Here is a 22,792-nt window from a genome sequence, read left to right on the forward strand (position 1 = left end):
CCAGGGTAGGCGCACGCGGGCGTGCGCCGGTGAGCGTCCGGAAGGAGAACGCGCCGAGTGATCGTCGACTGCGCCGTCTACCGCGACGGGCACCGCACGGAGGGCCCGGAGGACTTCTCGGACGCCCTGGCCGAGGCACGGGCCGCGGGCGGTTTCGTGTGGATCGGGCTGCACGAGCCGACCGAGAAGGAGTTCGAGCACGTCACGCAGGAGTTCGGCCTGCACCCGCTGGCCGTCGAGGACGCCCTGAAGGCCCACCAGCGGCCCAAGCTGGAGGTCTACGACGACTCGCTCTTCCTGGTGTTCAAGCCGGTCGTCTACGAGCCCGAGAGCGACGCGGTCTCCTCCGGTGAGGTGATGGTCTTCCTCGGTGACGGCTTCGTGGTGAGCGTCCGGCACGGCGAGGGCGCCCCGCTGGCCGCCGTACGGCACCGGCTCGAGCATGAGCCGCACCTCCTCGCCAAGGGCCCCACGGCGGTGGTGTACGCCATCGCCGACGCCACCGTGGACCACTACCTGGACGTGGCGACAGAGCTCCAGACGGACCTGGAGGAACTGGAGGCGGAGGTGTTCTCGCCGGATGGCGGCGGCTCACGGCACACGGCGTCGCGGATCTACCGGTTCAAGCGGCAGGTCCTGGAGTTCCGCCGGGCCACCGGCCCGCTCGGGCCGCCGCTGACCCGGCTGGCGGGCACCGGCGCCGCCGGGTCGGGGGTGCCTTTCGTCGACGACCGGGCGCGGCCCTTCTTCCGTGACGTCAGCGACCATCTCACGCGGGTGAACGAGTCCGTGGAGGGACTGGACCGGCTGGTCACGGACGTCCTCTCGGCGCACCTGGCGCAGATGAGCGTCCGGCAGAACGACGACATGCGGAAGATCTCGGCGTGGGCGGCGATGGCCGCGGTCCCCACGATGATCGCGGGGATCTACGGCATGAACTTCGAGCACATGCCGGAGCTGCGGTGGGTGTGGTCGTACCCGGCGGTGATCGCGCTGATGGCCGTGCTGGAGGTGCTGCTGTACCGGTTGTTCAAGCAACGGGGATGGCTCTAGGACCCTCCAGGACCGCTGCGGGGAAAGGCGCCCGGGCCGGCCCGTACGGTCTCAGGCGAACTCGGGAGCCGTGACCGCCGGACCGCCGAGCGCGTCACGGCGCTCGGGCATCTCCAGGGAGACCATCCGCCGCCAGCCCGCGAACCGCTCCCACGCGTACACGGCGTGGATGCCGGCCGCGAGAAGCGCCGACCTGGCCCTCGGCCAGCCGAGGATGTCTCCCATGTGGGCCATGACGGCCAGGCTCACGTCGCGGTAGATCCGGATCTCGGCGAGTGCGCAGCCGCGGAGCGTCCGCTGGATGGCGCGGCCGTGCCCCGCGCGGGCGAGGCGCAGCAGTTCCTCGTGGCAGTAGGCGAGGTGGTTGTCCTCGTCGTTGGAGATCATCCTCACCGCGCGGCCCAGGTCGGGGTGGTCGGCGAAGTGCCTGCGCAGCAGCCGCATCTGCTCGGAGGCCCGCTGTTCGGTGACGCGGCTGTGGGCGAGGTAGGTGACGATGTCGTGCGCGGTCAGCGGATGGTCGGCCCGGAGCCGGCCGTGCGCGAGGCCGATGCCGGCGCGTTCCAGGAGCATCGTGTAGTCGGTGTCGCGGGGGACGGGCACCGGGGCGAGCCCACGCTTGCGCATCAGGGCGTTGAAGATCCGCCCGTGCTTGTCCTCGTCGGCGCCGTGACGGGCGATCCTCGGAGCCAGGTGGCGCTCGCTCTGCGGGACGAGCGCGGCGATGCGGGCGTTCTCCCAGCCGCCCTGCGACTCCCCGCCGGCGGCGATGGAACAGAACAGCGCGAAGGACTCGTCGTTGTCGACGATCTCCTGGAACAGTCTCTTGGCCGAAAGCATCGTGGGACACCTCTCCGCATCGCGCAGGATTCCGCAGCATTCCGCAGGGAACGAGTCAAATGCGGCACGGGAGGCGCTGCAACAGCTGTGTCGGACAACTCCGCCGAACGAGGGACCCCGAGAGTCGGCCCGGGAGCGTAACCGCGCGCCGTGTGGCGCGTTGTTCCGCGTGACGGCCGTGGCGGGGAAGACCCCCGAGCCCCCACCACGGCCGCTGGAATTCCCGGAGCCCCCCGTCCCGTCAGACCAGGCCGGCGAGCTCGGCGGCCTGCGCGCCGGCCCGCAGCGAGGCGAGGCGCTCGTCCAGGGTGAAGCCCGCTGGGGCGAGGGTGAGCGTGGTGACGCCGGCCGCCGCGTAGGCCTTCATCCGGTCGGCGATCCGCTCCACCGAGCCCAGCAGCGTGGTCCGGTCGATCAGCTCGTGCGGGACGGCGGCCGCGGCGCCCTGCTTGTCGCCGGACAGGTACGTGTCCTGGATCTCGTCGGCCGCGGCCTCGTAGCCCATCCGGCGCGCGAGCTGGTTGTAGAAGTTCTGCTTGCGGCTGCCCATGCCGCCGACGTACAGCGCGGTGTAGGGGCGGAAGGTGTCGGCGAGCCGCTCGACGTCCTTGTCCTCGCCGAGGGCCAGCGGCAGGGTCGGACAGACGTCGAAGCCCTCGAGGGTCTTGCCGGCCTTCTCGCGCCCGGCCCGCAGATGCTTGATCGCGGTGTCCTCGAGGTGCTCGGCGGACGGGAAGATGAGCAGGGCGCCGTCGGCGATCTCGCCGGTCTGCTCCAGGTTCTTCGGGCCGATCGCGGCGATGTACAGCGGAATGTGCTCGCGCTCCGGGTGCACGGTCAGCTTGATCGGCTTGCCCGGGCCGCCCGGCAGCGGCAGCGTCCAGTGCTCGCCGTCGAAGGACAGCCGCTCCCGCGTCATCGCCTTGCGGACGATCTCGACGTACTCACGGGTGCGGGAGAGCGGCTTGTCGAACTTGACGCCGTACCAGCCCTCCGAGACCTGCGGTCCCGACACGCCGAGGCCGAGGCGGAAACGGCCGCCGGAGAGCGAGTCGAGGGTGGCCGCGGTCATCGCGGTCATCGCCGGCTGACGGGCCGGGATCTGGAAGATGGCGGAGCCGACGTCGATGCGCTCGGTCTGTGCGGCCACCCAGGTGAGCACGGTGGCGGCGTCGGAGCCGTAGGCCTCGGCGGCCCAGCAGACGGCGTATCCGAGGCGGTCGGCCTCCTGCGCGACGGCGAGGTTGTCGCCGTCCATTCCGGCACCCCAGTAGCCGAGGTTGATCCCGAGCTGCATGGCCGATCCCCTTACTGATCAGTAACGACGCTGTTGCGCAGACCTTAGCGCGGGCGGCGGGGCCCGGGGAGGGCGGTGTGGCGAGGGTCGCGCCGATCGGAGAAGGGGGCGCGGCCTGCGGAACTCGGCTTCCGCTCCCGGAGATTCGGTTGTCCACAGGCAACCCACTGCCCAGTTCTGGCCAGTAATCTCGGCGTCCATGGAGCAGAGGCATCTCGGCCGCACCGGCCTGCGCGTGTCCCGCATCGGGCTCGGCACCCTGACCTGGGGCCGCGACACCGACGAGCACGACGCCGCGGACGTCATGAAGACGTTCTGGGAGGCGGGCGGGACCCTCGTGGACACGGCCGACGTGTACGGCGACGGGGACGCCGAATACCTGCTCGGTCGGCTGCTGGACGGCCTGGTGCCGCGCCGGGACCTGATCATCTCGACCAAGGCGGGCAGTGTCCCCGACCCGGACCGCCGCTACGACGGCTCACGGGGGCACCTCCTCGCCGCCCTCGACGCCTCCCTGGCCCGGCTGGGCACGGACCACGTCGACCTGTGGCAGGTGCACGCCTACGACCCGGACACCCCGCTGGAGGAGACCCTCCAGGCCCTCGACATCGCTGTCGCCAGCGGCCGGGCACGCTACGCCGGGGTCTCCAACTTCTGCGGCTGGCAGCTCGCCAAGGCGGCCACCTGGCAGCTCTGCGCGCCGGGCACCCGGACCCGCCTCGCGGCGACACAGATGGAGTACTCGCTGCTCCAGCGCGGCGTCGAGCGTGAGGTGCTGCCGGCCGCCCTGGATCTGGGCATCGGCCTGCTCCCCTCCTCGCCGCTGGGCCGCGGCGTCCTCACCGGCAAGTACCGGGGGGACGCGCTGCCGCCCGACTCGCGCGGCGCCTCGGACCACTTCGGGCTCTTCGTCGAGCCGTATCTCGACGACACCGCGAGCCGCATCGTGGACGCCGTGTCGACCGCGGCGGACGGGCTGGCGGTGACCCCGCTCCAGGTCGCCCTCGCCTGGGTCCGCGACCGGCCCGGCGTGGCCGCCCCGATCGTCGGCGCGCGCAACGCGCAGCAGCTCACGGCGGCGTTGTCAGTGGAGGCCCTTAGTCTTCCTGACGAGATCTGCCGGGCCCTCGACGACGTGTCGGCGCCCGTGCACCGCTATCCCGATCACGACTGGAGCACGCTGTGAGCACGGAGCCGGTTCCCCCGGAGAGCACCGAGAACGCCGGACCGGCGACGCCGGACGCCGCCGGGGAGCCCGGGACCCCGGACCACACCGCGACGGCACAGCCCGGACCGGCCCCGGCCGACAGCGCTCCGACGAGCGACGACGACACCCCTCCCGCGCGCGGGACGGCGGAGGGCGCGAGCGGGGGCGAAGGCGGAGGCGAGGGGACTCCTGCCGCGGAGGCAGACACGGACGCGGGACCAGGTGCGGACAAGGCCGCCGAGGGCGAAGCGGCCGCGCAGCTCTCCGAGGCGCAGGCCGAGCTCGCCGCGCAGAAGCTCGAGCGGGAGCGGATCGAGCGGCGCCGGGCCGAGAAGGCGGAGCCCATCCACAGCGGGACCAAGCTGAGCGGCAGGGCCGCGGACCTGCTGGCGGCCGTGCGTGCGGTGGAGAGCGGGGCGAAGCCCCCGGCCACCGCGTTCGCCGAGCCGGCGCCCGCCCCGCGCCGCCCCGCCCCGGAGCCGGTCCGCCGTCCCCAGCCGTCGGCCGCCGCACCGGCCGCGGACGCCGCACCGGCACCCGCGGCGGAAGCCGTCGAGGACGTGCGGCGCGCGCTCGCCGACGGTGGCGCACCCGAGGCGCTCGCGTCGCAGGCCGCCGCCGCGCTCGGCGAGGGCGCCGGTGAGCTGCTGCGCGAGGACCCGTGGCAGCTGCTGCGCCTCCCCGGCGTGCGTCCGGAGCAGGCCGACGGGTTCGCCCGGGCGCTGCTCGGCCCGGAGTGCGCCCCCGACGACGAACGGCGCGGCCGCGCGGTGACGGTCTGGCTGCTGGAACAGGCCGCCCTGGCCGGGCACACCGCCCTGGAGTTGCCGACGCTCACCGCCGCTCTCGGCCGGCAGGCCGTGCCGGACGCCGAGGCGGCCGTACAGAGCGCGCTGGCCGAGGGGGAGGCCCTCGTCTTCCAGGACGCCCTGGACTCCGTGGACGCCGTCCGGGCCGGTCGGCCCGAGGGGACCGCCGAAAACGGCGGAGGCGGGAACGGCGGAGGCGAGAACGGGGAGGACGCCGAGGAGGCCCGGCCGGTCCGTGTCCTGGTGGGTCTGGAGCGGTACGCGCTGGCGGAGGAGAGCCTCGCCGACGCGCTGGCCCGGGTGGTCAACTCCCTGCCCCAGGAGGCTTCCGAGCGGTGGGAGCCGTTGACGGCCGGCGCCTCCGGCAGCGCGGCCGAACTGCTGCGCGCCGTCGCCGGACACGGACTGGTGCTGCACACCGGCGGCGACGCCTCGCGCGCCGAACCGGCGGCGCTGCTCACCGCGGCCCGCACCCTGGGCCTGCGCGCGGTCGCGGCCTGCCACACGCCGGACGGACGACAGCGGTTCGCGGCGCTCCTCGGCGAGCGGGCAGCGGCCGGCGCCGTCGTCACCGTCCCCGGGCTGCTCGCCGGCAGCGAGGGTCCCGGGCGGGACGCCGACGGGGCCTTCGCGCTCGACCTGCTGGTCCTGCTCGACGCGCCGCAACTGGACGTGGAGAGCGCCGCGATGCTGGCGGAGTCGCTGCCGGACGGGGCGCGGCTGGTCCTCAGCGGTGATCCGGCGGTGCTGTGGTCGGCCGGCCCGGGCCGGGTCTTCGCCGATCTGCTCGCGGCGCGCACGTGCCCGCAGGTCGCCTCCCGCACGCCCGACCCCGGGCCGATCGGCGAGCTGGTCTCCGGCGTCGGCATCGGGGAGCTGAACCAGGTCGACGCGCCCGGCAAGGAGATCGTGATCGTGCCCGTGCGGGAGGCCGGCGAAGCCGTGCACCGTACCGTGCAGCTCGTCGCCGACTCCGTGCCGCGGGCCTTCGGGATCACCCCCGAGGAGACTGTGGCGATCACCCCGGGCCACGGCGGCGCCGCCGGTACGCGCGCGCTGAACGCCGCCCTCAAGGAACGGCTCAATCCCGGCCCCGGCCGCTTCGGCGGCTTCGACCCGGGCGACCGGGTCGCCTACTCGCCCGCGCCGGGCCGCACGGTGCCCGGCCGGGTGGTGACGGCCGACGCGGACGGGCTGCACCTGTCCTGCGCCGACGGCCCGGTCGTCGTGCCGAGGGAACGGGTGGAGCAGGCCGTACGGCACGGGTGGGCGCTGACCGCGCACCAGGCCGTGGGCGGCCGCTGGCCCGCGGCGGTCGTTGTACTGCCCGGGGACGCCGCGCAGACCCTCTCGCGCCCCTGGGTCTACACGGCCTTCGGCCGGGCGGAGCGTCACCTGTCCGTGGTCCACGGCGTCGAGCAGGCCCTGCCGAAAGCCGTCGCCGAGGTCCCGGCGAAGCCCCGCACGACCCGGCTGCCGGTGCTGCTGCGCACCCAGGCCCCGGCGGCCGACTGACGCGGACGGCGGCGGTCCCGAGGGTCTCTCCCCTCGGGACCGCCGCCGTCATGAGGACTCGGAGGCCGCCCGCGGTCGCCCGGCGTCGCAGCCGACAGCCGTCCGGCGCGTCCGACGTCCGCCGATCAGCGGTCCGCGTCCAGTGGCTCCAGTTCCTCGTCCTCGATGTCGTCCACGAGGTCCTCGTCGTCGCCGTCGTCACCGTCGTCGAGTTCGTCGAACACCGAGCTCACGTCGAAGCGGCAGACCACCCGCCCGAGGTCGGCCTGGTCGAACGGCGTCTCCAGCCACTCGCCCGGCTCGGCCGGTTCGTCGGTCGCCAGCACCCACAGCGTGGAGTCGCCCTCCTCCAGACCGAACTCCTTGTGCCGGGAGGCGATCTCGTCCGGCTCGAACTCGCCGAACAGAATCCCCAGTGCCCCGGGCACGGTGTCCGAGACCGCCCCGCCCACTCCCTCGCCGTCCGCCGCCTCGATCCGCTGGGACTGCGCCAGCAGCCGCTGCGGCTCCGCGACGGCGTAGTCGCGGCGGATCAGCACGCTCAGCGCGTTCGGCTCCTCGGGGCCCTCGTACGGCGGCAGGGAGTCCTCCGCGCCGGGGATCTCGAAGGGCGTGACCTCGTCATAACGGTCGTAGAGCAGTTCGTCGTAGACCTCGGCGGCCGCGGCAAGCTCGTTGAACGCCTCGTAGACGGCCGGGTCGTCCTCCCCCGTCCTGCGTTCGACCGCGGCCAGGTGGCGGTCGAGCGCGGTCTTGACCGCCTCGGCGGCGGCGCGTACCTCGGCAGCGGTGGGCTGCGCAGCATCAGACATAGTGCAGACGCTATCCGTACCGGACCCCAGACCGCACAATAGATGCGATGCCGGAATACGAATTCGTCGACGTCTACGTACCGCGCGGGGTCTCCCGCAAGGACGCGACCCGACTGCTGACCGACCATGCCGAGTACGGACACTGGGAGTTGGACCGCCTGAGCCTGCTGCGGGACGGCAGCCGCCGGGTGCGGTTGCGCCGGCGGATCATCCGCCAGGTGCGGGCCACCTGGTGAGATGAGACGACACATACGGAGCGGGCCCCACCGAGGCGGGGCCCGCTCCGTCGTGGGCTCACCGGAGGTTCACGCGGAGGGGCGCGCCTTGCGGTAGAGCACCGCGCCCGCGAGCAGCGCGCCCGCGCCGGCCGGCAGGGCCAGACCCACCGGCAGCTCGCTGCCGGTGTGCGCGAGCTGCGCGGCGTGGGCGGCGGGCCGGTGGACGGCCGAGGCGCCGGCCGGGGTCACGTGATCCGAGGTGGACGGCACACCCCCGGGTCGGGACGCGCTGGACTGTCCGTGCCCACCCGGCTTGCCCGGGCCGTGTCCTCCGGGCTTGCCCGGCGTCTCGTGACCGCGCGACGGGGGCGTGTGGACGCCGCTGTCGTTGGCGCAGTCGTTGCCGAAGGACGGGTTGAGGATCCCGACGACGTCGATGCTGTTGCCGCACACGTTGACCGGCACGTCGATCGGCGCCTGGACCTGGTTGCCCGAGCCGACACCGGGCGACCCGCCGGTGTACCCGCCCGCGTGCGCGCCCCCGGAGCCGCCCTGCGCGCCGGAGCCGCCCTGGCTGCCTCCGTGATTCCCGCCGTGACTGCCGCCGTGGTTCCCACCCCGGCCGCCACCGCCGCCCTGCTGGTCGCCGTAACCGCCGCCCTGGTGGTCGCCGTAGCCACCGCCCTGGTGCTCGCCGTGACCGCCGCCCCTCTGGTGGCCGGAGCCGCCCGACCGCGCACCGCCGCCCTTGTTGGCGCAGGAGTTGCCGAAGGTCGGGTTGAGCGCCCCGACGACGTCGACGGTGTTGCCGCAGACGTTGACCGGAACGTTGACCGGCGCCTGCACCGAGTTGCCCGACAGGACGCCGGGCGAGTCCATGGCGGCGCCGTTCGCGCCGGAGTCGGCGTGGGCGTAGCCGCCCGCGGCGGCGATCACCCCCGTCGCCGCCGCCACGGTCATGAGGCTTTTGCGGGTGACCTGTCGCATTGCTGAATCCCTGCTTTCAATCTCGTCACTCGTCCCGAATGTGCTCGCATCATGGCAGCTGTTCGATTGGATTCGGGCTCTTCGACTTCTTCGGCTTTTCCTTCGGAAAAAGACCGGTCGGCCCCGGAGCGCATGGCGCGCGCTCCGGGGCCGACGGTCTGGACGTGCGACCCCTCAGCGGGTCGACGTCACTTGTTGACGCAGGTGTTGCCGAAGGCGGGGTTCAGCAGCCCGATCACCGAGATCGTGTTGCCGCAGACGTTCACCGGGACATGCACGGGCACCTGGATCACGTTGCCGGAAACGACACCCGGGGACTGCACCGCAGCACCCTGGGCACCCGCGTCGGCAACAGCCAGACCCGCGCCCGCGAGAACCAGCCCACCAGTGGCAGCCGCAGCAGCGACGACCTTCTTGATCATTATTCCTCCTTGTTGGCAATGCGATCCCAAGCAGCGGATCGCATCACCAGTAACGAGGAGGAATTAATGAGGCTACGCGCTTATCGGCGCATTCACTCTTCCCAGTCGCCCCCGTACAGGCGGCCGATTATCTGCACCCGGAGAAATCTCGTTTCACCGGGACAATTCAGGACGCGTCGATGAACCGGTCGAGCACGCGCACCCCGAACTGGAGCCCGTCCACCGGGACCCGCTCGTCCACACCGTGGAACATCCCGGCGAAGTCCAGCTCCGGCGGCAGCTTCAGCGGGGCGAAGCCGAAGCCGCGGATCCCGAGGTCGTCGAAGGACTTGGCGTCCGTGCCGCCGGAGAGCATGTAGGGGATGGCCTTGGCGGTCGGGTCCTCGGCGAGCAGCGCGGACTGCATCGCCTCGACCAGCGGACCGTCGAAGGAGGTCTCCAGCGCCTTGTCGGAGTGCACGTCCTCGCGGCGCACCTTCGGGCCGAGGATCCGGTCGAGGTCGGCGAGGAACTCGTCCTCGTGCCCCGGCAGGAACCGCCCGTCGACGTGTGCGGTGGCCTCGCCCGGGATGACGTTGACCTTGTAGCCGGCGCCCAGCTGGGTCGGGTTGGCGGTGTTGCTCAGGGTCGCGCCGATCAGCTTGGCGATCCCGCCCAGCCTGGCGAGGGTCGACTGCATGTCCTCGGGGTCCAGCGGGGTGCCGAGCGCGTCGCCGAGTTCGTCGAGGAAGGCGCGGGTCGTCTTGGTGACCCGCACCGGGAAGGTGTGCCGGCCGAGCCGCGCGACCGCTTCGGAGAGCTCGGTGATCGCGTTGTCCCGGTGGATCATCGAACCGTGTCCGGCGGTGCCGGCCACGGTCAGCTTCATCCAGTGCATGCCCTTCTCGGCGGTCTGGACGAGATAGAGCCGCCGCTCCTCGCTCACGGTGAACGAGAACCCGCCCACCTCGCTGATCGCCTCGGTGACGCCCTCGAACAGGTCGGGGTGGTTGTCGACGAGGTGACGCGCCCCGTAGGTGCCGCCCGCCTCCTCGTCGGCGAGGAACGCGAGCACGATGTCGCGGGGCGGCCTGCGCCCGGAGCGCAGCCGGTCACGGACGACCGCCAGCGTCATCGCGTCCATGTCCTTCATGTCGACCGCGCCCCGGCCCCACACGCACCCGTCGGCGACCTCGCCGGAGAAGGGGTGGTGGGTCCAGTCGGCCGCGTTCGCCGGTACGACGTCGAGGTGACCGTGGATGAGCAGCGCGGGCCTGGACGGGTCCTCCCCCTCGATGCGGGCCACCGTGGAGGCACGACCCGGGTGCGACTCGAAGATCTTCGGCTCGACTCCCACTTCGGCGAGCTTCTCGGCGACCCATTCGGCCGCCTTGCGTTCACCCGGGCCCGAGTGGTCGCCGTAGTTGCTGGTGTCGATCCGGATCAGCTCGCGGCAGAGGTCGACGACCTCGTCCTCGCCGGTGACGCTCCTGGCCGTGCCGTCGGTCGCGCTCACGCTGGTTCCTCCCGCTGTCACTGCTGGTGGGTCCCTCTCATCCTCCCTCTCCCCCGCTCCCGGCCCAAGGCCGGTCCCGGCCCGTCACACGCCGTTCACGCGGGATACGGCGTCCGGCGGGGCGACTGGCCCGTGATCGGGCACCCCGGAAAGCCTGGTAATGTTTACGACGTCGCCGCGGGGGAAACCCCGCACGACAGACACCTTGTCCGGGTGGCGGAATGGCAGACGCGCTAGCTTGAGGTGCTAGTGCCCTTTATCGGGCGTGGGGGTTCAAGTCCCCCCTCGGACACAGAGCCAGAACCAGCCGGGACGTTCACGAGATCGTCCTCGGCAGGTTCACGAAATGCCGGTGAGTCATATGACTCACCGGCATTCTTCGTTCCTGGAGCCTTCGGGCCGCCCGCCCGCTGTGGCACCGGCCCGTCCGTGCCGGCGGGCCCGTCCTGGGCCGCGCCCGCCGGGTCGGTCACTGATACTGAGAAAATGGGCAAACTCGGGCGATATGTCCCAGCGAGCCGACGGGCCGACCGCGTTCCACCGAAGGGCGGGCCACCGGAGGCCGGCCCGAGGGCCCCGCACCCTTCGGCCGGCCGACGTCTGCTGTCGTTGGGGAAACCGCGCAGCGTCGCCGGTCAGGTCTTCCTGCTGCAACTGGTGGTCGTCCTCCTGCTCATCGCCACGGCCGTGGTGGTGCTCGTGATCCAGGACCGCAACCGCGCGATCCAGGAAGCCGGAGACCGGTCGCTGGTGGCGGCCGAGTCGTTCGCGAACGCCCCGGGCACCGCGGAGGCGATGAAGAGCGACGATCCGACGGCGGCACTCCAGCCACAGGCCGAGGCGGTGCGCAAGAGGACCGGCGTCGACTACGTCGTGGCGCTGAGCCCCTACGGCTTCCGGTGGACCCACCCGGACCCGGACCAGATCGGGAAGCACGTCTCCACCTCCTACGGCCAGGCGCTCGAAGGCGAGCCCCACCAGACCGCGTTCGACAGCAGTCTGGGGAAGGCGGTCGACTCGACGGTGGCCGTCTTCGACGAGAAGGGGACCGCGGTCGGCCTCGTCACCGTGGGGGTCACGGTGGACAAGGTGACCAGCGTGGTGCAGCGCCAACTGCCGGTGCTCTTCGCCGCCGGCGGTGTCGCACTGCTGCTGGCCGCGGGTGGGTCGGCACTGGTCAGCGGGCGTTTGCGGCGCCAGACCCGAGGACTGGGGCCGGTGGAGATGACCCGCATGTACGAGCACCACGACGCGGTGCTGCACGCGGTCCGCGAAGGCGTGATCATTCTGGACGGTGACGCGAGGCTGCTGCTGGTCAACGACGAGGCTCGCCGGCTGCTCGCGCTGCCACCGGAGGTCGAGGGCAGGCCGGTCACCGGACTCGGGCTGAGTCCGGCCCTGGCCGAACTGCTGGCGTCGGGCCGGGCCGCCACGGACAGGGTCTTCCTGGCCGGGGACGTCCTGCTCGCGGTCAGCGTGCGGCAGGTGGGCTCGCAGGGGGGCAGCGTGGCCACCCTGCGGGACACCACGGAGCTGCGCGCCCTCGCGGGCCGGGCGGACGTGGCGGGTGGGCGCCTGCAACTGCTCTACGAGGCCAGCACGCGGATCGGTACCACCCTCGACATGAAGCGCACCGCCGAGGAACTGACCGAGGTGGCGGTCCCGCGCTTCGCCGACTTCGCCACCGTCGAGTTGCTGGAGCCCGTGCTGCAAGGGGGTGAACCGACGGGCGCGAGCAGGGACATACGCCGTATCGCCACCGCGGGCATCCGGGACGACGTGCCTCTTTACCCCGTCGGGAGGCGTATGCGCTACGCGCCCGGCAACCCCGTGGCCATCGGTATGACCACCGGCCGACCGGTCCTGGTGGCGGAGCTCGCCAAGGCCGACGGATGGCGGGTCCAGAACCCGGAGCGGGCCCGGAGGGTCATCGAATTCGGTATCCACTCCATGATCTCGGTGCCGCTCCAGGCCCGAGGCCAGTTGCTGGGTGTGGTGGAGTTCTGGCGTTCGGAGCAGGAGCGCTTCGAGCCGGACGACCTGTCCCCCGCCGAGGAACTCGCCGCCCGGGCGGCGGTGTGCATCGACAACGCGCGGCGATACACCCGCGAGCACACCACGGCCGTCACCCTCCAGCGCAGCCTGCTGCCCGGCTCCCTCCCCGAGCTGTCCGCCCTGGAGGTCGGGCACCGGTACCTGCCCGCCCAGGCGGGGGTGGGCGGCGACTGGTACGACGTCATCCCGCTGCCGGGGGCCCGGGTGGCCCTGGTGGTCGGCGACGTCGTCGGACACGGTCTGCACGCCGCCGCGACGATGGGCCGTCTGCGGACCGCGGTGCACAACTTCGCCGCCCTGGACCTGCCTCCGGACGAGCTTCTCGCGCACCTCGACGACCTGATCACCCGGATCGACCAGGACGCGGCGGCCGAGGGCAACACCGAGGCCGTCACGGGTGCCACCTGCCTGTACGCGGTCTACGATCCGGTCTCCGGGCGGTGTGTCCTCGCCCGGGCCGGTCATCCCGGTCCGGCGCTGGTCTCGCCCGACGGCTCCGTGACCTTCCCCGACATCCCCGTCGCCCCGCCACTCGGCGTGGGAGGAGGCCTGCCGGTCGAGACGGCCGTACTCCGGCTGGCAGCCGACAGCCGGCTGGTCCTCTACACCGACGGCCTGGTCGAGGCCCGCGGCCGAGACATCGACACCGGGCTCGGCATGCTGAGGCAGGCGCTCGCCCATACGGACGGCGCCACCCCGGACGACACCTGCCGGGCGGTGCTCGACGCGATGCTGCGCACCAGGTCGAGTGACGATGTCGCCCTGCTCGTCGCACGCACCCGGCTGCTCGACCCGGAGCAGGTCGAGGAGTGGGAGGTGCCGGACGACCCCGCGGCCGTCTCCCGGATCCGCGCCGAGGCCACCCGCAGGCTGGAATCCTGGGGGCTCGGCGAGGCCGCCTTCACGACCGAGCTGATCCTCAGCGAGCTCGTGACGAACGCCATCCGGTACGGAGCGAGCCCCATCAGCCTGCGGCTGCTGCGCGACCGCGACAGTCTGATCTGCGAGGTCGCCGACGGCACCAGCACCTCCCCGCACCTGCGCCGCGCGGCCTTCACCGACGAGGGGGGCCGTGGTCTGTTCCTCGTCGCGCAGATGTCCCGCCGCTGGGGGACCCGGTACACCGACCGGGGCAAGATCATCTGGGCTGAGCAGGCGCTCGACGCCGGAGCCGCCGGAGCCGTCGGGGACCTGAGCGGTCTGCTGATGACGGACCTGTGAGGCGGGACGGAAACGGGACCGCCGCTGCGGGGTGGGCGCCCGGAGCGTTCAGGAGCCCGGGCCGACCGTGAAGTACGGGATCTTGGCCGGGTCCTGGCCGAAAGCGGCCCCGAGATAGACGGCCGACAGTTTGGTGAGCGTTCCGTCGTCGATCAGCTGCCTGATGATCCGGTCCAGCTCGTCCTTGTCGGGTGACCCCTTCGGGTAAAGGGCGCCGTAACCCTGGTCGGTCCTGTACTGGCCCACGAGACGCACCTTGCCCTCGCGCTTCTGGGGATACGCCAGCAGAATCGTCGTGTCGTGGACGACCGCGTCGATGCGTCCCTCCTCCAGCGCCGTGACCATCTCCGGGTCGTTGGGGAAGGCGGTGACGGGCTTGCTCGGCTCGAGGCGCTTCTTGACGAACCCCTCGCCCGTGGTGCCCTCGGCCACTCCGATGCGGACGTCACGGATGTCGGCTGCGTCGATCTTCTCGTCGTCCCTGATCAGCACTCCCAGGGTCGAGGAGAGGTAGGGCGGGGAGAACGCGGCCACCTTGCTCCGTTCCGGGGTGATCGTGATCTGCGCCAGGGCCAGGTCGAAGTCCTTGGTCCGGCCGGACACGACCTCCGGAAAGGGGGCGTTCTCGACCTTCACCCGGTCAAGTCCGGATCGATAGGCGATGTTGGCGGCCATGCAGTACTCGTAGCCGCTCTTGATGGAGTCCGGCGTGTCGCCGTTCCACCAGCCGGGCGCGGGCAGGGTCGTTTTGACCGTGAGGGCGCCCGCCGTGTCGGGTGACAGGTGGAACTCCCCGTGACGTCCCGAGATCGGGCAGTCGCCGTAGTGGACGTCCGGCGACTGCGACCCACCCCGGTCACAAGCCGATGTCGCGACGATGAGCGCCACGCCGACAGCCAGAGAGCCGATCGCTGCCGCGGCGCGCATCATTGCACCTCCGGTAGGGGCGTACTCCTCGATTCACCATAAATCACCCCGAACCATACGACTGCCGGAGCCACGGGGAAGGACTCCGGGGCGCGGGTCGGGCCACCCGCCTTCCGGCGGCGCCGGAGCGACCGGCCGCGGGCGCGAGCCATGCCCCCGCGACGAGGCCGCCGCCGGCACCCGGCGCGCACACCTCCGAGGACGGCGCCGACCGCGCACGACGCCGGCTGTGGCGCTCCGGCGCGTAGTCCACGGTGTGCGTCGTCGGATCCGGCGACGGTCCCGGTGTCGGTGTCGGTGTCGGTGTCGGTGTCGGCCCAGGGGGATCGCCCGCCTAGGGGCCGGGCGGTTCGGGGTTTACGGAGTTCCGGCCGATCAGTCAGGCCACTCTCGCTGCGTTCACGCCCGTTCCCGCCCTCGGCGCGTGCTCCTCGAACCGGGACATCAGGTCGGCAGGAGCACCCTTCGCACCGATGTGGGGCAAGTCTCGCCGCTGCGCGAAGCTTCCAGGTCAGAGCGCCGCCGTTGATCTTCCTCGGCGCCCCGGACGGGCTTCCCGAGTGGCCGGGGCACTACGGCGAACCTAGCGTCGTACTAAAATTTCCGGCTTGTTACGGGCTGGACCGGACAACCCCAGGCAGACCTGCGGGCCCGCCGGCGCCCCGGAGGCCTCCGGGATCGAGACGCGAGGACCGATGGCAGCCATCCACGAGAGCAGTGCTCTCGGCCTGCTCGACGGAGAAATCCGCGCATCACTCCACGACACCGCCCGTTTCTCCGGCGGCCCCGCCGCCTCCCCCCGCACCCTCGTCGACATCTTCGACGCCTCCGTGCGGTCGTTCCCGGACGAACTCGCCCTGGACGACGGCAGCACCGCCCTCACCTACCGCGCCCTCGCCGTCGAGGTGGAGAACCTCCGGCGCCGGCTCTCCGCCGCCGGGGTCGGACTCGGTGACCGGGTGGGCGTCCGGGTGCCGTCGGGCAGCAACGACCTCTACGTGACGATCCTCGCCGTCCTCGCGGCCGGCGCGGCCTATGTCCCGGTGGACGCCGAGGACCCCGACGAGCGGGCCGAGCTGGTCTTCGGGGAGGCGGACGTGCGGGCCGTCGTCGGCGCCGGGCACGAGATCACCGTCCACGGCACGCCCGCGTCGGCCGCCGCCCGGCCCGGTACCGAGCACGACGCCTGGATCATCTTCACGTCAGGCTCCACCGGTAGGCCCAAGGGCGTCGCCGTCGGTCACCGCAGCGCCGCCGCCTTCGTGGACGCCGAGGCCGCCCTGTTCCTCGCCGAGGAGCCGATCGGACCCGGCGACCGGGTCATGGCCGGGCTCTCGGTGGCCTTCGACGCCTCCTGCGAGGAGATGTGGCTGGCCTGGCGCTACGGGGCCTGTCTGGTGCCCGTGCCCCGTTCCCGGGTCCGCAGCGGTGCCGACCTGGGGCCCTGGCTGGTCGAGCAGGAGATCACGGTCGTGTCCACGGTGCCGACGCTGGCCGCGCTGTGGGAGCCCGGGACCCTCGACGACGTGCGGCTGCTGATCTTCGGCGGTGAGGCCTGTCCGCCCGAGCTGGTGCAGCGGCTGGTGACGGAGGGGCGGGAGGTCTGGAACACCTACGGGCCGACCGAGGCCACCGTCGTCGCCTGTGCCTCCCTGATGTCCGGCGAGGAGCCGATCCGGATCGGGCTGCCGCTCGGGGGCTGGGAGCTGGCCGTCGTGGACGAGGCCGGTGAACCCGTGCCGCTGGGCGGCAGCGGGCAGCTGGTCATCGGCGGGGTCGGGCTCGCGCGGTACCTCGACGCCGAGAAGGACGCGGAGAAGTACGCGCCGCTGAAGTCGCTGGGCTGGGAGCGCGCGTACCGCAGCGGCGACCTGGTGCGCGCCGACGCCGAGGGGCTCGTCTTCCTCGGGCGGGCCGACGAACAGATCAAGCTCGGCGGACGGCGGATCGAGCTGGGCGAGGTGGACGCGGCGCTCCAGGCCCTGCCGGGGGTCGCGGGGGCCGCCGCCGCCGTGCGGACCGCCCGCGGCGGCAACCAGCTGCTGGTCGGGTACGTCGTGACGCAGGACGGCTGGGACCAGGCAGCGGCCGTGCAGCGGCTGCGCGCCGAGCTGCCCGCCGCCCTGGTACCGCTGCTCGCGCCGGTGGACGACCTGCCGACCCGCACCTCGGGCAAGGTCGACCGCGACGCCCTGCCCTGGCCCCTGGAGGGCATGGCGACGGCCGGCCCGGCCGAGCGGCTCTACGGCACCGAGGCCTGGCTGGCGGAGCAGTGGACCGAGGTCCTCGGCATCCCCGTCGGCAGTGCCCGTGACGACTTCTTCGCGATCGGCGGCGGCAGCCTCGCCGCCGCCCGGCTGACGACCCGGCTGCGCACCCGGTACCCCAGCGCGGCCGTCCTCGACATCTACCAGCAGCCCACCCTGCGCAAGCTGGCCCGGCATCTGGAGAAATCGGCGCAGGACGACGGGGCGACCCGTGTCGTCGTCCTGGTGCCCACGCGCGCCAAGGTGATCCAGACGCTGCTGCTCGTACCGCTGTTCACGCTGCTGGGGCTGCGCTGGGCGGTGCCGCTGGCCGCCGCCGGCAACCTGCTGCCCGCGCACTCCTGGCTGCCGACCGCCCCGTGGTGGCTGGTCGGGTCCGCCGCCCTGGTGCTGTTCAGTCCGCCCGGACGGCTCGCGATCGCCGCGGGCGGGGCGCGGCTGCTGCTGCGCGGTGTGCGCCCGGGACGGTACGCGCGCGGTGGCGGCGTCCATCTGCGGCTGTGGACGGCGGAGCGGCTGGCCGAGTTCAGCGGGGCGACCTCACTGACCGGGTCCTGGCTGGAGCGTTACGCGCGGGCCCTCGGGGCCAGGGTCGGGCCGGACGTGGACCTGCACTCGCTTCCGCCGGTGACCGGCATGCTGAAGCTGGGCCGGGGCGCGGCCGTCGAGTCCGAGGTGGATCTGTCCGGCTGGTGGCTGGACGGCGACCGGCTGGAGATCGGGACGGTGAAGGTGGGCGCGCACGCCGTCGTCGGTACGCGCAGCATGCTCTTCCCCGGCGCCCGGGTCGGCAAGCGGGCCGAGGTGGCGCCGGGTTCGGCGGTCACCGGGCAGATCCCCACCGGTCAGCGGTGGGCGGGCGCGCCCGCGGTCAAGCTCGGCAAGGCGAAGCGGAACTGGCCCAAGGAGCGGCCGGCGCGGCGCGCGTACTGGCGTGTGCTGTACGGCCTGTCCGGTTTCGCGCTGACGGCGCTGCCGGTGCTGGCCGCGGGGGCGGCCCTGCTGGTGGCGAGCCGCTTCGTGACCCCGGGCGGCGGGCTCGGTGAGGCCCTCCGGGGCGCCGCTCTCGCCCTGGTCCCGGCCACGCTCGCCTTCGGTCTGGCGTACGCCGTGCTGCTGCTGGTCGCCGTACGGCTGCTTAGCATCGGTCTGCGCGAGGGCACGCATCCCACGCACAGCAGGATCGGCTGGCAGGCCTGGACCGTCACGCAGCTCATGGACCATTCCCGCGAGACCCTCTTCCCGCTGTACGCGGGGCTCGTCACGCCGGTGTGGCTGCGGTTGCTCGGGATGCGGATCGGCAAGGGCGCCGAGGTGTCGACCGTCCTCGCGCTGCCCAGCCTGACCACCGTCGGCGAGGGCGCGTTCCTGGCCGACGACACGCTGACCGCGCCGTACGAGCTCGGCGGCGGCTGGATGCGGATCGGGCGGGCGGAGATCGGGCGGCGGGCGTTCCTCGGCAACTCGGGAATGACGGCGCCGGGGCGGAGCGTGCCGGACGGCGGCCTGGTGGGCGTGCTGTCGGCGACGCCGAAGAAGGCGAAGAAGGGCAGCTCGTACCTGGGGCTGCCGCCGGTGAGGCTGCCGCGGAACACGACCGACGGCGACCGGAGCCGGACGTACGAGCCGCCCGCGCGGCTGCTGTGGGCGCGTGGCCTGGTGGAGCTGTGCCGGATCGTGCCGGTGTTCTGCTCGGCGGGGCTGGCGGTGCTGACCGTGGCGGTGCTGTGCGCGCTGGGCGGCTGGGCCCCGCTGCTGTCCGGGTTCGTCCTGCTCGGGGCGGGCGGCGCCGCAGCCGTGGTCTCCGTCCTCGCCAAGTGGCTGCTCGTCGGACGGCATCGCGGCGGTGAGCACCCCCTGTGGAGCGGCTTCGTGTGGCGCAACGAGCTGGCGGACACGTTCGTGGAGGTCGTGGCGGTGCCCTGGCTGGCGGGCGCCGTGCCGGGCACGCCGGTGATGACGGCGTGGCTGCGCGGTCTCGGCGCACGGATCGGCAAGGGCACGTGGGTGGAGAGCTACTGGCTGCCGGAGTCGGACCTGGTGACGATCGAGGACGGGGCCACGGTCAATCGCGGGTGCGTCCTGCAGACTCACCTCTTCCACGACCGGATCTTGCGGACGGATACTGTGGTCCTCCGTGAGGGCGCCACGCTGGGCCCTGGCGGGGTCGTGCTGCCCGGCAGCACGATCGGGGCCCGGACGACGCTGGGCCCCGCGTCGCTCCTCATGGCCGCGGAGTCCGTCCCGGACGACACCCGCTGGCTCGGCAACCCGATCGAGGCATGGCGTCCCTGAGAAGGGGCTACTCGGAGCCGGTGAGCGAGGTGCCGGCGGCGGGTGGTTCGAGCACAGGTCAGGGAGCGGACGGGGAAGTGGCAGTTCAGCAGTCGGTCGGGCCGGATCCGTATTTCCCGGCGAACGGTGATTCCCGTTACCGGGTGCACCGTTACGAGCTCACGCTGGACTACCGGCCCGGCCCCAACCGGCTGTCGGGCGCGGCGCGGATCAACGCCATCGCGGGACGCTCGGCGCTGCCGGAGTTCCAGTTGAACCTGGCCGACTTCAAGATCGGCCGGGTCCGGGTGGACGGCCGTCCGACGCACTACACCCACCGCGGCGGCCGGCTGCGCGTGCGGCCGGCCAAGCCGCTGCGCGCCGGGGCCGCCTTCACCGTCGAGGTGCACTGGTCGGGCAACCCCAAGCCGGTGAACAGCCCCTGGGGCGGGCTCGGCTGGGAGGAGCTGGACGACGGGGCGCTGGTGGCGAGCCAGCCCGTCGGGGCGCCCTCCTGGTACCCGTGCAACGACCGGCCCGCGGACAAGGCGTCGTACCTGATAGCGGTCACGACGCCGTCGGCGTACTCGGTGGTGGCGGGCGGCAGACTGCTGACGCGGACCACGAAGGCCTCGACGACCACGTGGGTGTACGAGCAGTCGGCGCCCACCTCCAGCTATCTGATCGGCCTGGCGATCGGCAAGTACCAGACCGTTCTGCTGGGCGACCCGGGGCTCGGGGGCGTCCCCCAGCACGGGCACATCCCGGCGGAGCTGCTGGCGGAGTTCTCGCGGGACTTCGCGCGACAGCCCGGGATGATGCATCTCTTCCAACAGCTCTTCGGCCCCTACCCGTTCGACGAGTACGCGGTCGTGGTGACCGAGGAGGACCTCGATGTCCCCGTCGAGGCCCAGGGTTTGTCGCTGTTCGGCGCCAACCACCTGGACGGCGCGCGGGGTTCGGAGCGGCTGGTGGCGCACGAGCTGGCGCACCAGTGGTTCGGCAACAGCGTGTCCATCGCCGACTGGCGGCACATCTGGCTGAACGAGGGCTTCGCGAAGTACGCGGAGTGGCTGTGGTCGGAGCGGTCGGGCGGGCGCAGCGCGCAGCAGCTCGCCTCGGTCGCGCACCGGTCGCTGTCCTCGCTGCCGCAGGACCTGCGTCTGGGCGACCCCGGCCGCAAGTCGATGTTCGACGACCGGCTCTACGAGCGCGGCGGGCTCACCGTGCACGCGCTGCGCTGCGCGCTCGGCGACGACGCGTTCTTCCGGATGCTGCGCTCCTGGCTCGGTCTGCACCGGGGCGGGTCGGTGACGACGTCGACGCTCATCGCGCACGCGGCCCGGTTCTCGCCGGAGCCCCTGGAGGAGCTGTTCGAGGCATGGGTGCACGGCACGGCGCTGCCGCCGTTGCCGGTTCCGTCGGTGGGGCGGGGCGCGGAGTCGGCGTAACCCTTCGCTGTGATCGCGGGGACGAGCCGGCCCGGCGATCGGCCTGCGGGCCGGCGGGGGTCGATCGCGCTGGGTCGATCGCGCTGTTTCTCCGCGTCTCTGCCGCCCCTCACGGGGCGCGATCGGTGGGCCGGGCACAATGGGGCCATGGCCCGACGTACCGCCCGCCCGCGACAGCACGCCTCCGCCGCCGTCCCCGCCGGCTGCCCCTGCGGGCTGTCCGCGGCCTACGAAGCCTGCTGCGGTCGTTACCATGCGGGCGCCGAGGCCGCTCCCGGTTGCGAGGCGCTCATGCGGTCGCGGTACAGCGCCTTCGTGGTGGGGGACGTGGGGTATCTGCTGCGGACGTGGCATCCGCGGACGCGGCCGGAGCGGCTCGAGCTCGATCCGGGCATGCGGTGGACGGGCCTGGAGATCCTCGGGACGGCGGACGGGAGCGCCTTCCACACGACCGGGACCGTGGAGTTCCGGGCGTCCTACCGGGGTGGCGCGCTGCACGAGCGCAGCCGGTTCGAGCGGGTGGCCGGGGCGTGGGTGTACGTGGACGGGGAGTTCCCCGAGTAGCCGGTCAGGGCGCCAGGATGTCCAGTTCCTGGAGGGCGCCGACCGTGATCTCCCGGGTCAGCTCCTCCGCGCGGGCCGCGTCGCCCTCGCGGACCGCTTCCGCGACCTGGACGTGGAGGGTGACGGCGGCCGGGTCGGGGTCCTCGAACATGACCTCGTGATGGGTGCGGCCGGCCAGGACCTCCGCGACGACGTCGCCGAGGCGGGCGAACATCTCGTTGCCCGAGGCGGCGAGGATCACCCGGTGGAAGGCGACGTCGTGGAGGAGGTATCCCTCCAGCCGGTGGCCGCGTGAGTTCGCCACCATGCCGAGAGCGCACTCCGTGAGTTCGGCGCACTGCCCGGCCGTGGCGTGTCTCGCCGCCAGGCCGGCCGCGACCGGCTCGATCGCCGAGCGCAGGACGGTGAGCGAGCGCAGCTGGTGGGGGCGGTCGGCGCCGGCCAGCCGCCAGCGGATGACCTGCGGGTCGTAGACGTTCCACTCGGTCTTGGGGCGGACCGTCACGCCCACCCGGCGGCGGGACTCGACCAGGAGCATGGACTCCAGGACCCGGACCGCCTCACGCATCACGGAGCGTGAGACGTCGAAACGCTGGGCGAGTTCGTCGGTGCGCAGAACGCTGCCCGGCGGGTACTCACCCGCGGTGATCGCGGGCCCTAGGGCGTCCAGTACTCGGCCGTGCAGACCCCGGCCCGGAGTGGTCATGCACTCAGAGTACGGGGTAGATCACGGAGCCAAAAAGTCAGACTTATTTGTCACAGACTCTTGAATTAGTCGTACCTAATCGGTTTCAGTGTCGTCGGCGTCCGTTGGCGTCAGACGTCGAGGCAGACAGCGAGGCAGAGATGCGTACCCCCCACGTCGTCGTGGTGATGGGCGTCGCCGGCACGGGCAAGACCACCATCGGTCCCCTGCTCGCCGCCCGGCTGGGCGTTCCGTACGCCGAGGGTGACGACTTCCACCCGCAGGCCAACATCGACAAGATGTCGGCCGGCACCCCGCTCGGCGACGACGACCGGTGGCCGTGGCTCGACGCCATCGGCGGCTGGGCGGACGCGCGAGCCGGTCTCGGCGGGGTCGTCAGCTGCTCGGCGCTGAAGCGGTCGTACCGCGACCGGCTGCGGGCGACGGCCCCGGGGGTCGTCTTCGTGCATCTCGCGGGCGACCGCGCGCTGATCGAGGACCGCATGGCCCACCGGCAGGGCCACTTCATGCCGACCGCGCTGCTCGACTCCCAGTTCGCCACGCTCCAGCCCCTCCAGGCGGACGAGGCGGGCGTCGTCGTGGACGTCTCCGGCAGCCCGGAGGCCATCACCGGGCGGGCCGTGACCGCGCTCGACGCGCTCGCTCAGCCTGCCGAGTAGTACCGCAGTCCCC

The 22,792-nt window shown here is 72.6% G+C and carries 17 protein-coding genes and 1 tRNA gene; 10 read left to right on the plus strand and 8 right to left on the minus strand.

The window, feature by feature from the left end; all coding sequences use genetic code 11:
- Positions 1-57: 57 nt before the first annotated feature.
- Entirely contained in the window at positions 58-1,053 is a 996-nt protein-coding gene (gene corA, locus QF030_RS10575) for a magnesium/cobalt transporter CorA (protein WP_307162393.1), read from the plus strand.
- 51 nt (positions 1,054-1,104) lie between these two features.
- Here corA and QF030_RS10580 read toward each other — a convergent pair whose 3' ends face one another.
- Both QF030_RS10580 and QF030_RS10585 read right to left on the minus strand, forming a co-directional pair.
- Positions 1,105-1,893, minus strand: coding sequence for a ferritin-like domain-containing protein (locus QF030_RS10580; protein ID WP_307162394.1), 789 nt, complete (start codon positions 1,891-1,893; stop codon positions 1,105-1,107).
- Positions 1,894-2,134: 241 nt separating this feature from the next.
- The gene (locus tag QF030_RS10585) at positions 2,135-3,190 is read right to left on the minus strand and encodes an LLM class F420-dependent oxidoreductase (protein WP_307162395.1); all 1,056 of its coding nucleotides are present in this window, start codon (positions 3,188-3,190) and stop codon (positions 2,135-2,137) included.
- A 199-nt stretch (positions 3,191-3,389) separates the two neighbouring features.
- On the opposite strand from QF030_RS10585, the gene QF030_RS10590 reads away from it, so the two are divergent.
- Together QF030_RS10590 and QF030_RS10595 are read left to right on the plus strand one after the other, a co-directional pair.
- Positions 3,390-4,376 carry an aldo/keto reductase gene (locus QF030_RS10590; RefSeq protein ID WP_307162396.1) on the plus strand — a complete coding sequence of 329 codons (987 nt, stop codon included), beginning with the start codon at positions 3,390-3,392 and terminating at the stop codon, positions 4,374-4,376.
- A complete protein-coding gene (locus tag QF030_RS10595; RefSeq protein ID WP_307162397.1) occupies positions 4,373-6,721 on the plus strand; it encodes a helix-hairpin-helix domain-containing protein in 2,349 nt (782 codons plus the stop codon). Before QF030_RS10590 ends, QF030_RS10595 begins: the two co-directional genes overlap by 4 nt.
- A 125-nt stretch (positions 6,722-6,846) precedes the next feature.
- On the opposite strand, the gene QF030_RS10600 is transcribed toward QF030_RS10595, so the two are convergent.
- Positions 6,847-7,533 (minus strand): hypothetical protein, encoded by a 687-nt coding sequence (locus QF030_RS10600; RefSeq protein WP_307162398.1) that lies wholly within the window; start codon positions 7,531-7,533, stop codon positions 6,847-6,849.
- A gap of 47 nt (positions 7,534-7,580) precedes the next feature.
- Here QF030_RS10600 and QF030_RS10605 point away from each other — a divergent pair, with 47 nt between their 5' ends.
- Positions 7,581-7,769: a DUF5703 family protein gene (locus tag QF030_RS10605; RefSeq protein WP_005485166.1), complete on the plus strand. Its 189-nt coding sequence runs from the start codon at positions 7,581-7,583 to the stop codon at positions 7,767-7,769.
- Between the two features lie 69 nt (positions 7,770-7,838).
- On the opposite strand, the gene QF030_RS10610 is transcribed toward QF030_RS10605, so the two are convergent.
- The 3 genes from QF030_RS10610 to QF030_RS10620 all read right to left on the minus strand — a co-directional run bounded on the left by QF030_RS10610 (position 7,839) and on the right by QF030_RS10620 (position 10,655).
- The gene (locus QF030_RS10610; protein WP_307162399.1) at positions 7,839-8,738 is read right to left on the minus strand and encodes a chaplin; all 900 of its coding nucleotides are present in this window, start codon (positions 8,736-8,738) and stop codon (positions 7,839-7,841) included.
- Between the two features lie 188 nt (positions 8,739-8,926).
- Complete coding sequence (chpH, locus tag QF030_RS10615) at positions 8,927-9,160, minus strand: chaplin ChpH (RefSeq protein WP_307162400.1); 234 nt, start codon at positions 9,158-9,160, stop codon at positions 8,927-8,929.
- A gap of 166 nt (positions 9,161-9,326) precedes the next feature.
- Entirely contained in the window at positions 9,327-10,655 is a 1,329-nt protein-coding gene (locus QF030_RS10620) for a M20/M25/M40 family metallo-hydrolase (protein WP_307162401.1), read from the minus strand.
- 207 nt (positions 10,656-10,862) lie between these two features.
- On the opposite strand from QF030_RS10620, the gene QF030_RS10625 reads away from it, so the two are divergent.
- Positions 10,863-10,947: transfer RNA gene (locus QF030_RS10625), tRNA-Leu, on the plus strand.
- Between the two features lie 194 nt (positions 10,948-11,141).
- The gene (locus QF030_RS10630) at positions 11,142-13,931 is read left to right on the plus strand and encodes a SpoIIE family protein phosphatase (protein WP_307162402.1); all 2,790 of its coding nucleotides are present in this window, start codon (positions 11,142-11,144) and stop codon (positions 13,929-13,931) included.
- Positions 13,932-13,979: 48 nt separating this feature from the next.
- Here QF030_RS10630 and QF030_RS10635 read toward each other — a convergent pair whose 3' ends face one another.
- Positions 13,980-14,858 carry an ABC transporter substrate-binding protein gene (locus tag QF030_RS10635; protein WP_307162403.1) on the minus strand — a complete coding sequence of 293 codons (879 nt, stop codon included), beginning with the start codon at positions 14,856-14,858 and terminating at the stop codon, positions 13,980-13,982.
- Between the two features lie 695 nt (positions 14,859-15,553).
- Between QF030_RS10635 and QF030_RS10640 the strand changes: the two genes are divergently transcribed.
- From QF030_RS10640 to QF030_RS10650, 3 genes are all read left to right on the plus strand, one after another.
- Positions 15,554-19,420 carry a Pls/PosA family non-ribosomal peptide synthetase gene (locus QF030_RS10640; protein ID WP_307162404.1) on the plus strand — a complete coding sequence of 1,289 codons (3,867 nt, stop codon included), beginning with the start codon at positions 15,554-15,556 and terminating at the stop codon, positions 19,418-19,420.
- 77 nt (positions 19,421-19,497) lie between these two features.
- On the plus strand, positions 19,498-20,850 hold the full coding sequence (locus QF030_RS10645; protein ID WP_307162405.1) for a M1 family metallopeptidase: 1,353 nt from the start codon (positions 19,498-19,500) through the stop codon (positions 20,848-20,850).
- Between the two features lie 147 nt (positions 20,851-20,997).
- Positions 20,998-21,414, plus strand: coding sequence for a YchJ family protein (locus QF030_RS10650; protein ID WP_307162406.1), 417 nt, complete (start codon positions 20,998-21,000; stop codon positions 21,412-21,414).
- A 4-nt stretch (positions 21,415-21,418) separates the two neighbouring features.
- On the opposite strand, the gene QF030_RS10655 is transcribed toward QF030_RS10650, so the two are convergent.
- Positions 21,419-22,120, minus strand: a complete 702-nt coding sequence (locus QF030_RS10655; RefSeq protein WP_307162407.1) for a FadR/GntR family transcriptional regulator — start codon at positions 22,118-22,120, stop codon at positions 21,419-21,421.
- A 140-nt stretch (positions 22,121-22,260) separates the two neighbouring features.
- Here QF030_RS10655 and QF030_RS10660 point away from each other — a divergent pair, with 140 nt between their 5' ends.
- Positions 22,261-22,779, plus strand: a complete 519-nt coding sequence (locus QF030_RS10660) for a gluconokinase (protein ID WP_307162408.1) — start codon at positions 22,261-22,263, stop codon at positions 22,777-22,779.
- Positions 22,780-22,792: the final 13 nt, after the last annotated feature.

The sequence above is a fragment of the Streptomyces rishiriensis genome, from assembly GCF_030815485.1.
Taxonomy (GTDB): domain Bacteria; phylum Actinomycetota; class Actinomycetes; order Streptomycetales; family Streptomycetaceae; genus Streptomyces; species Streptomyces rishiriensis_A.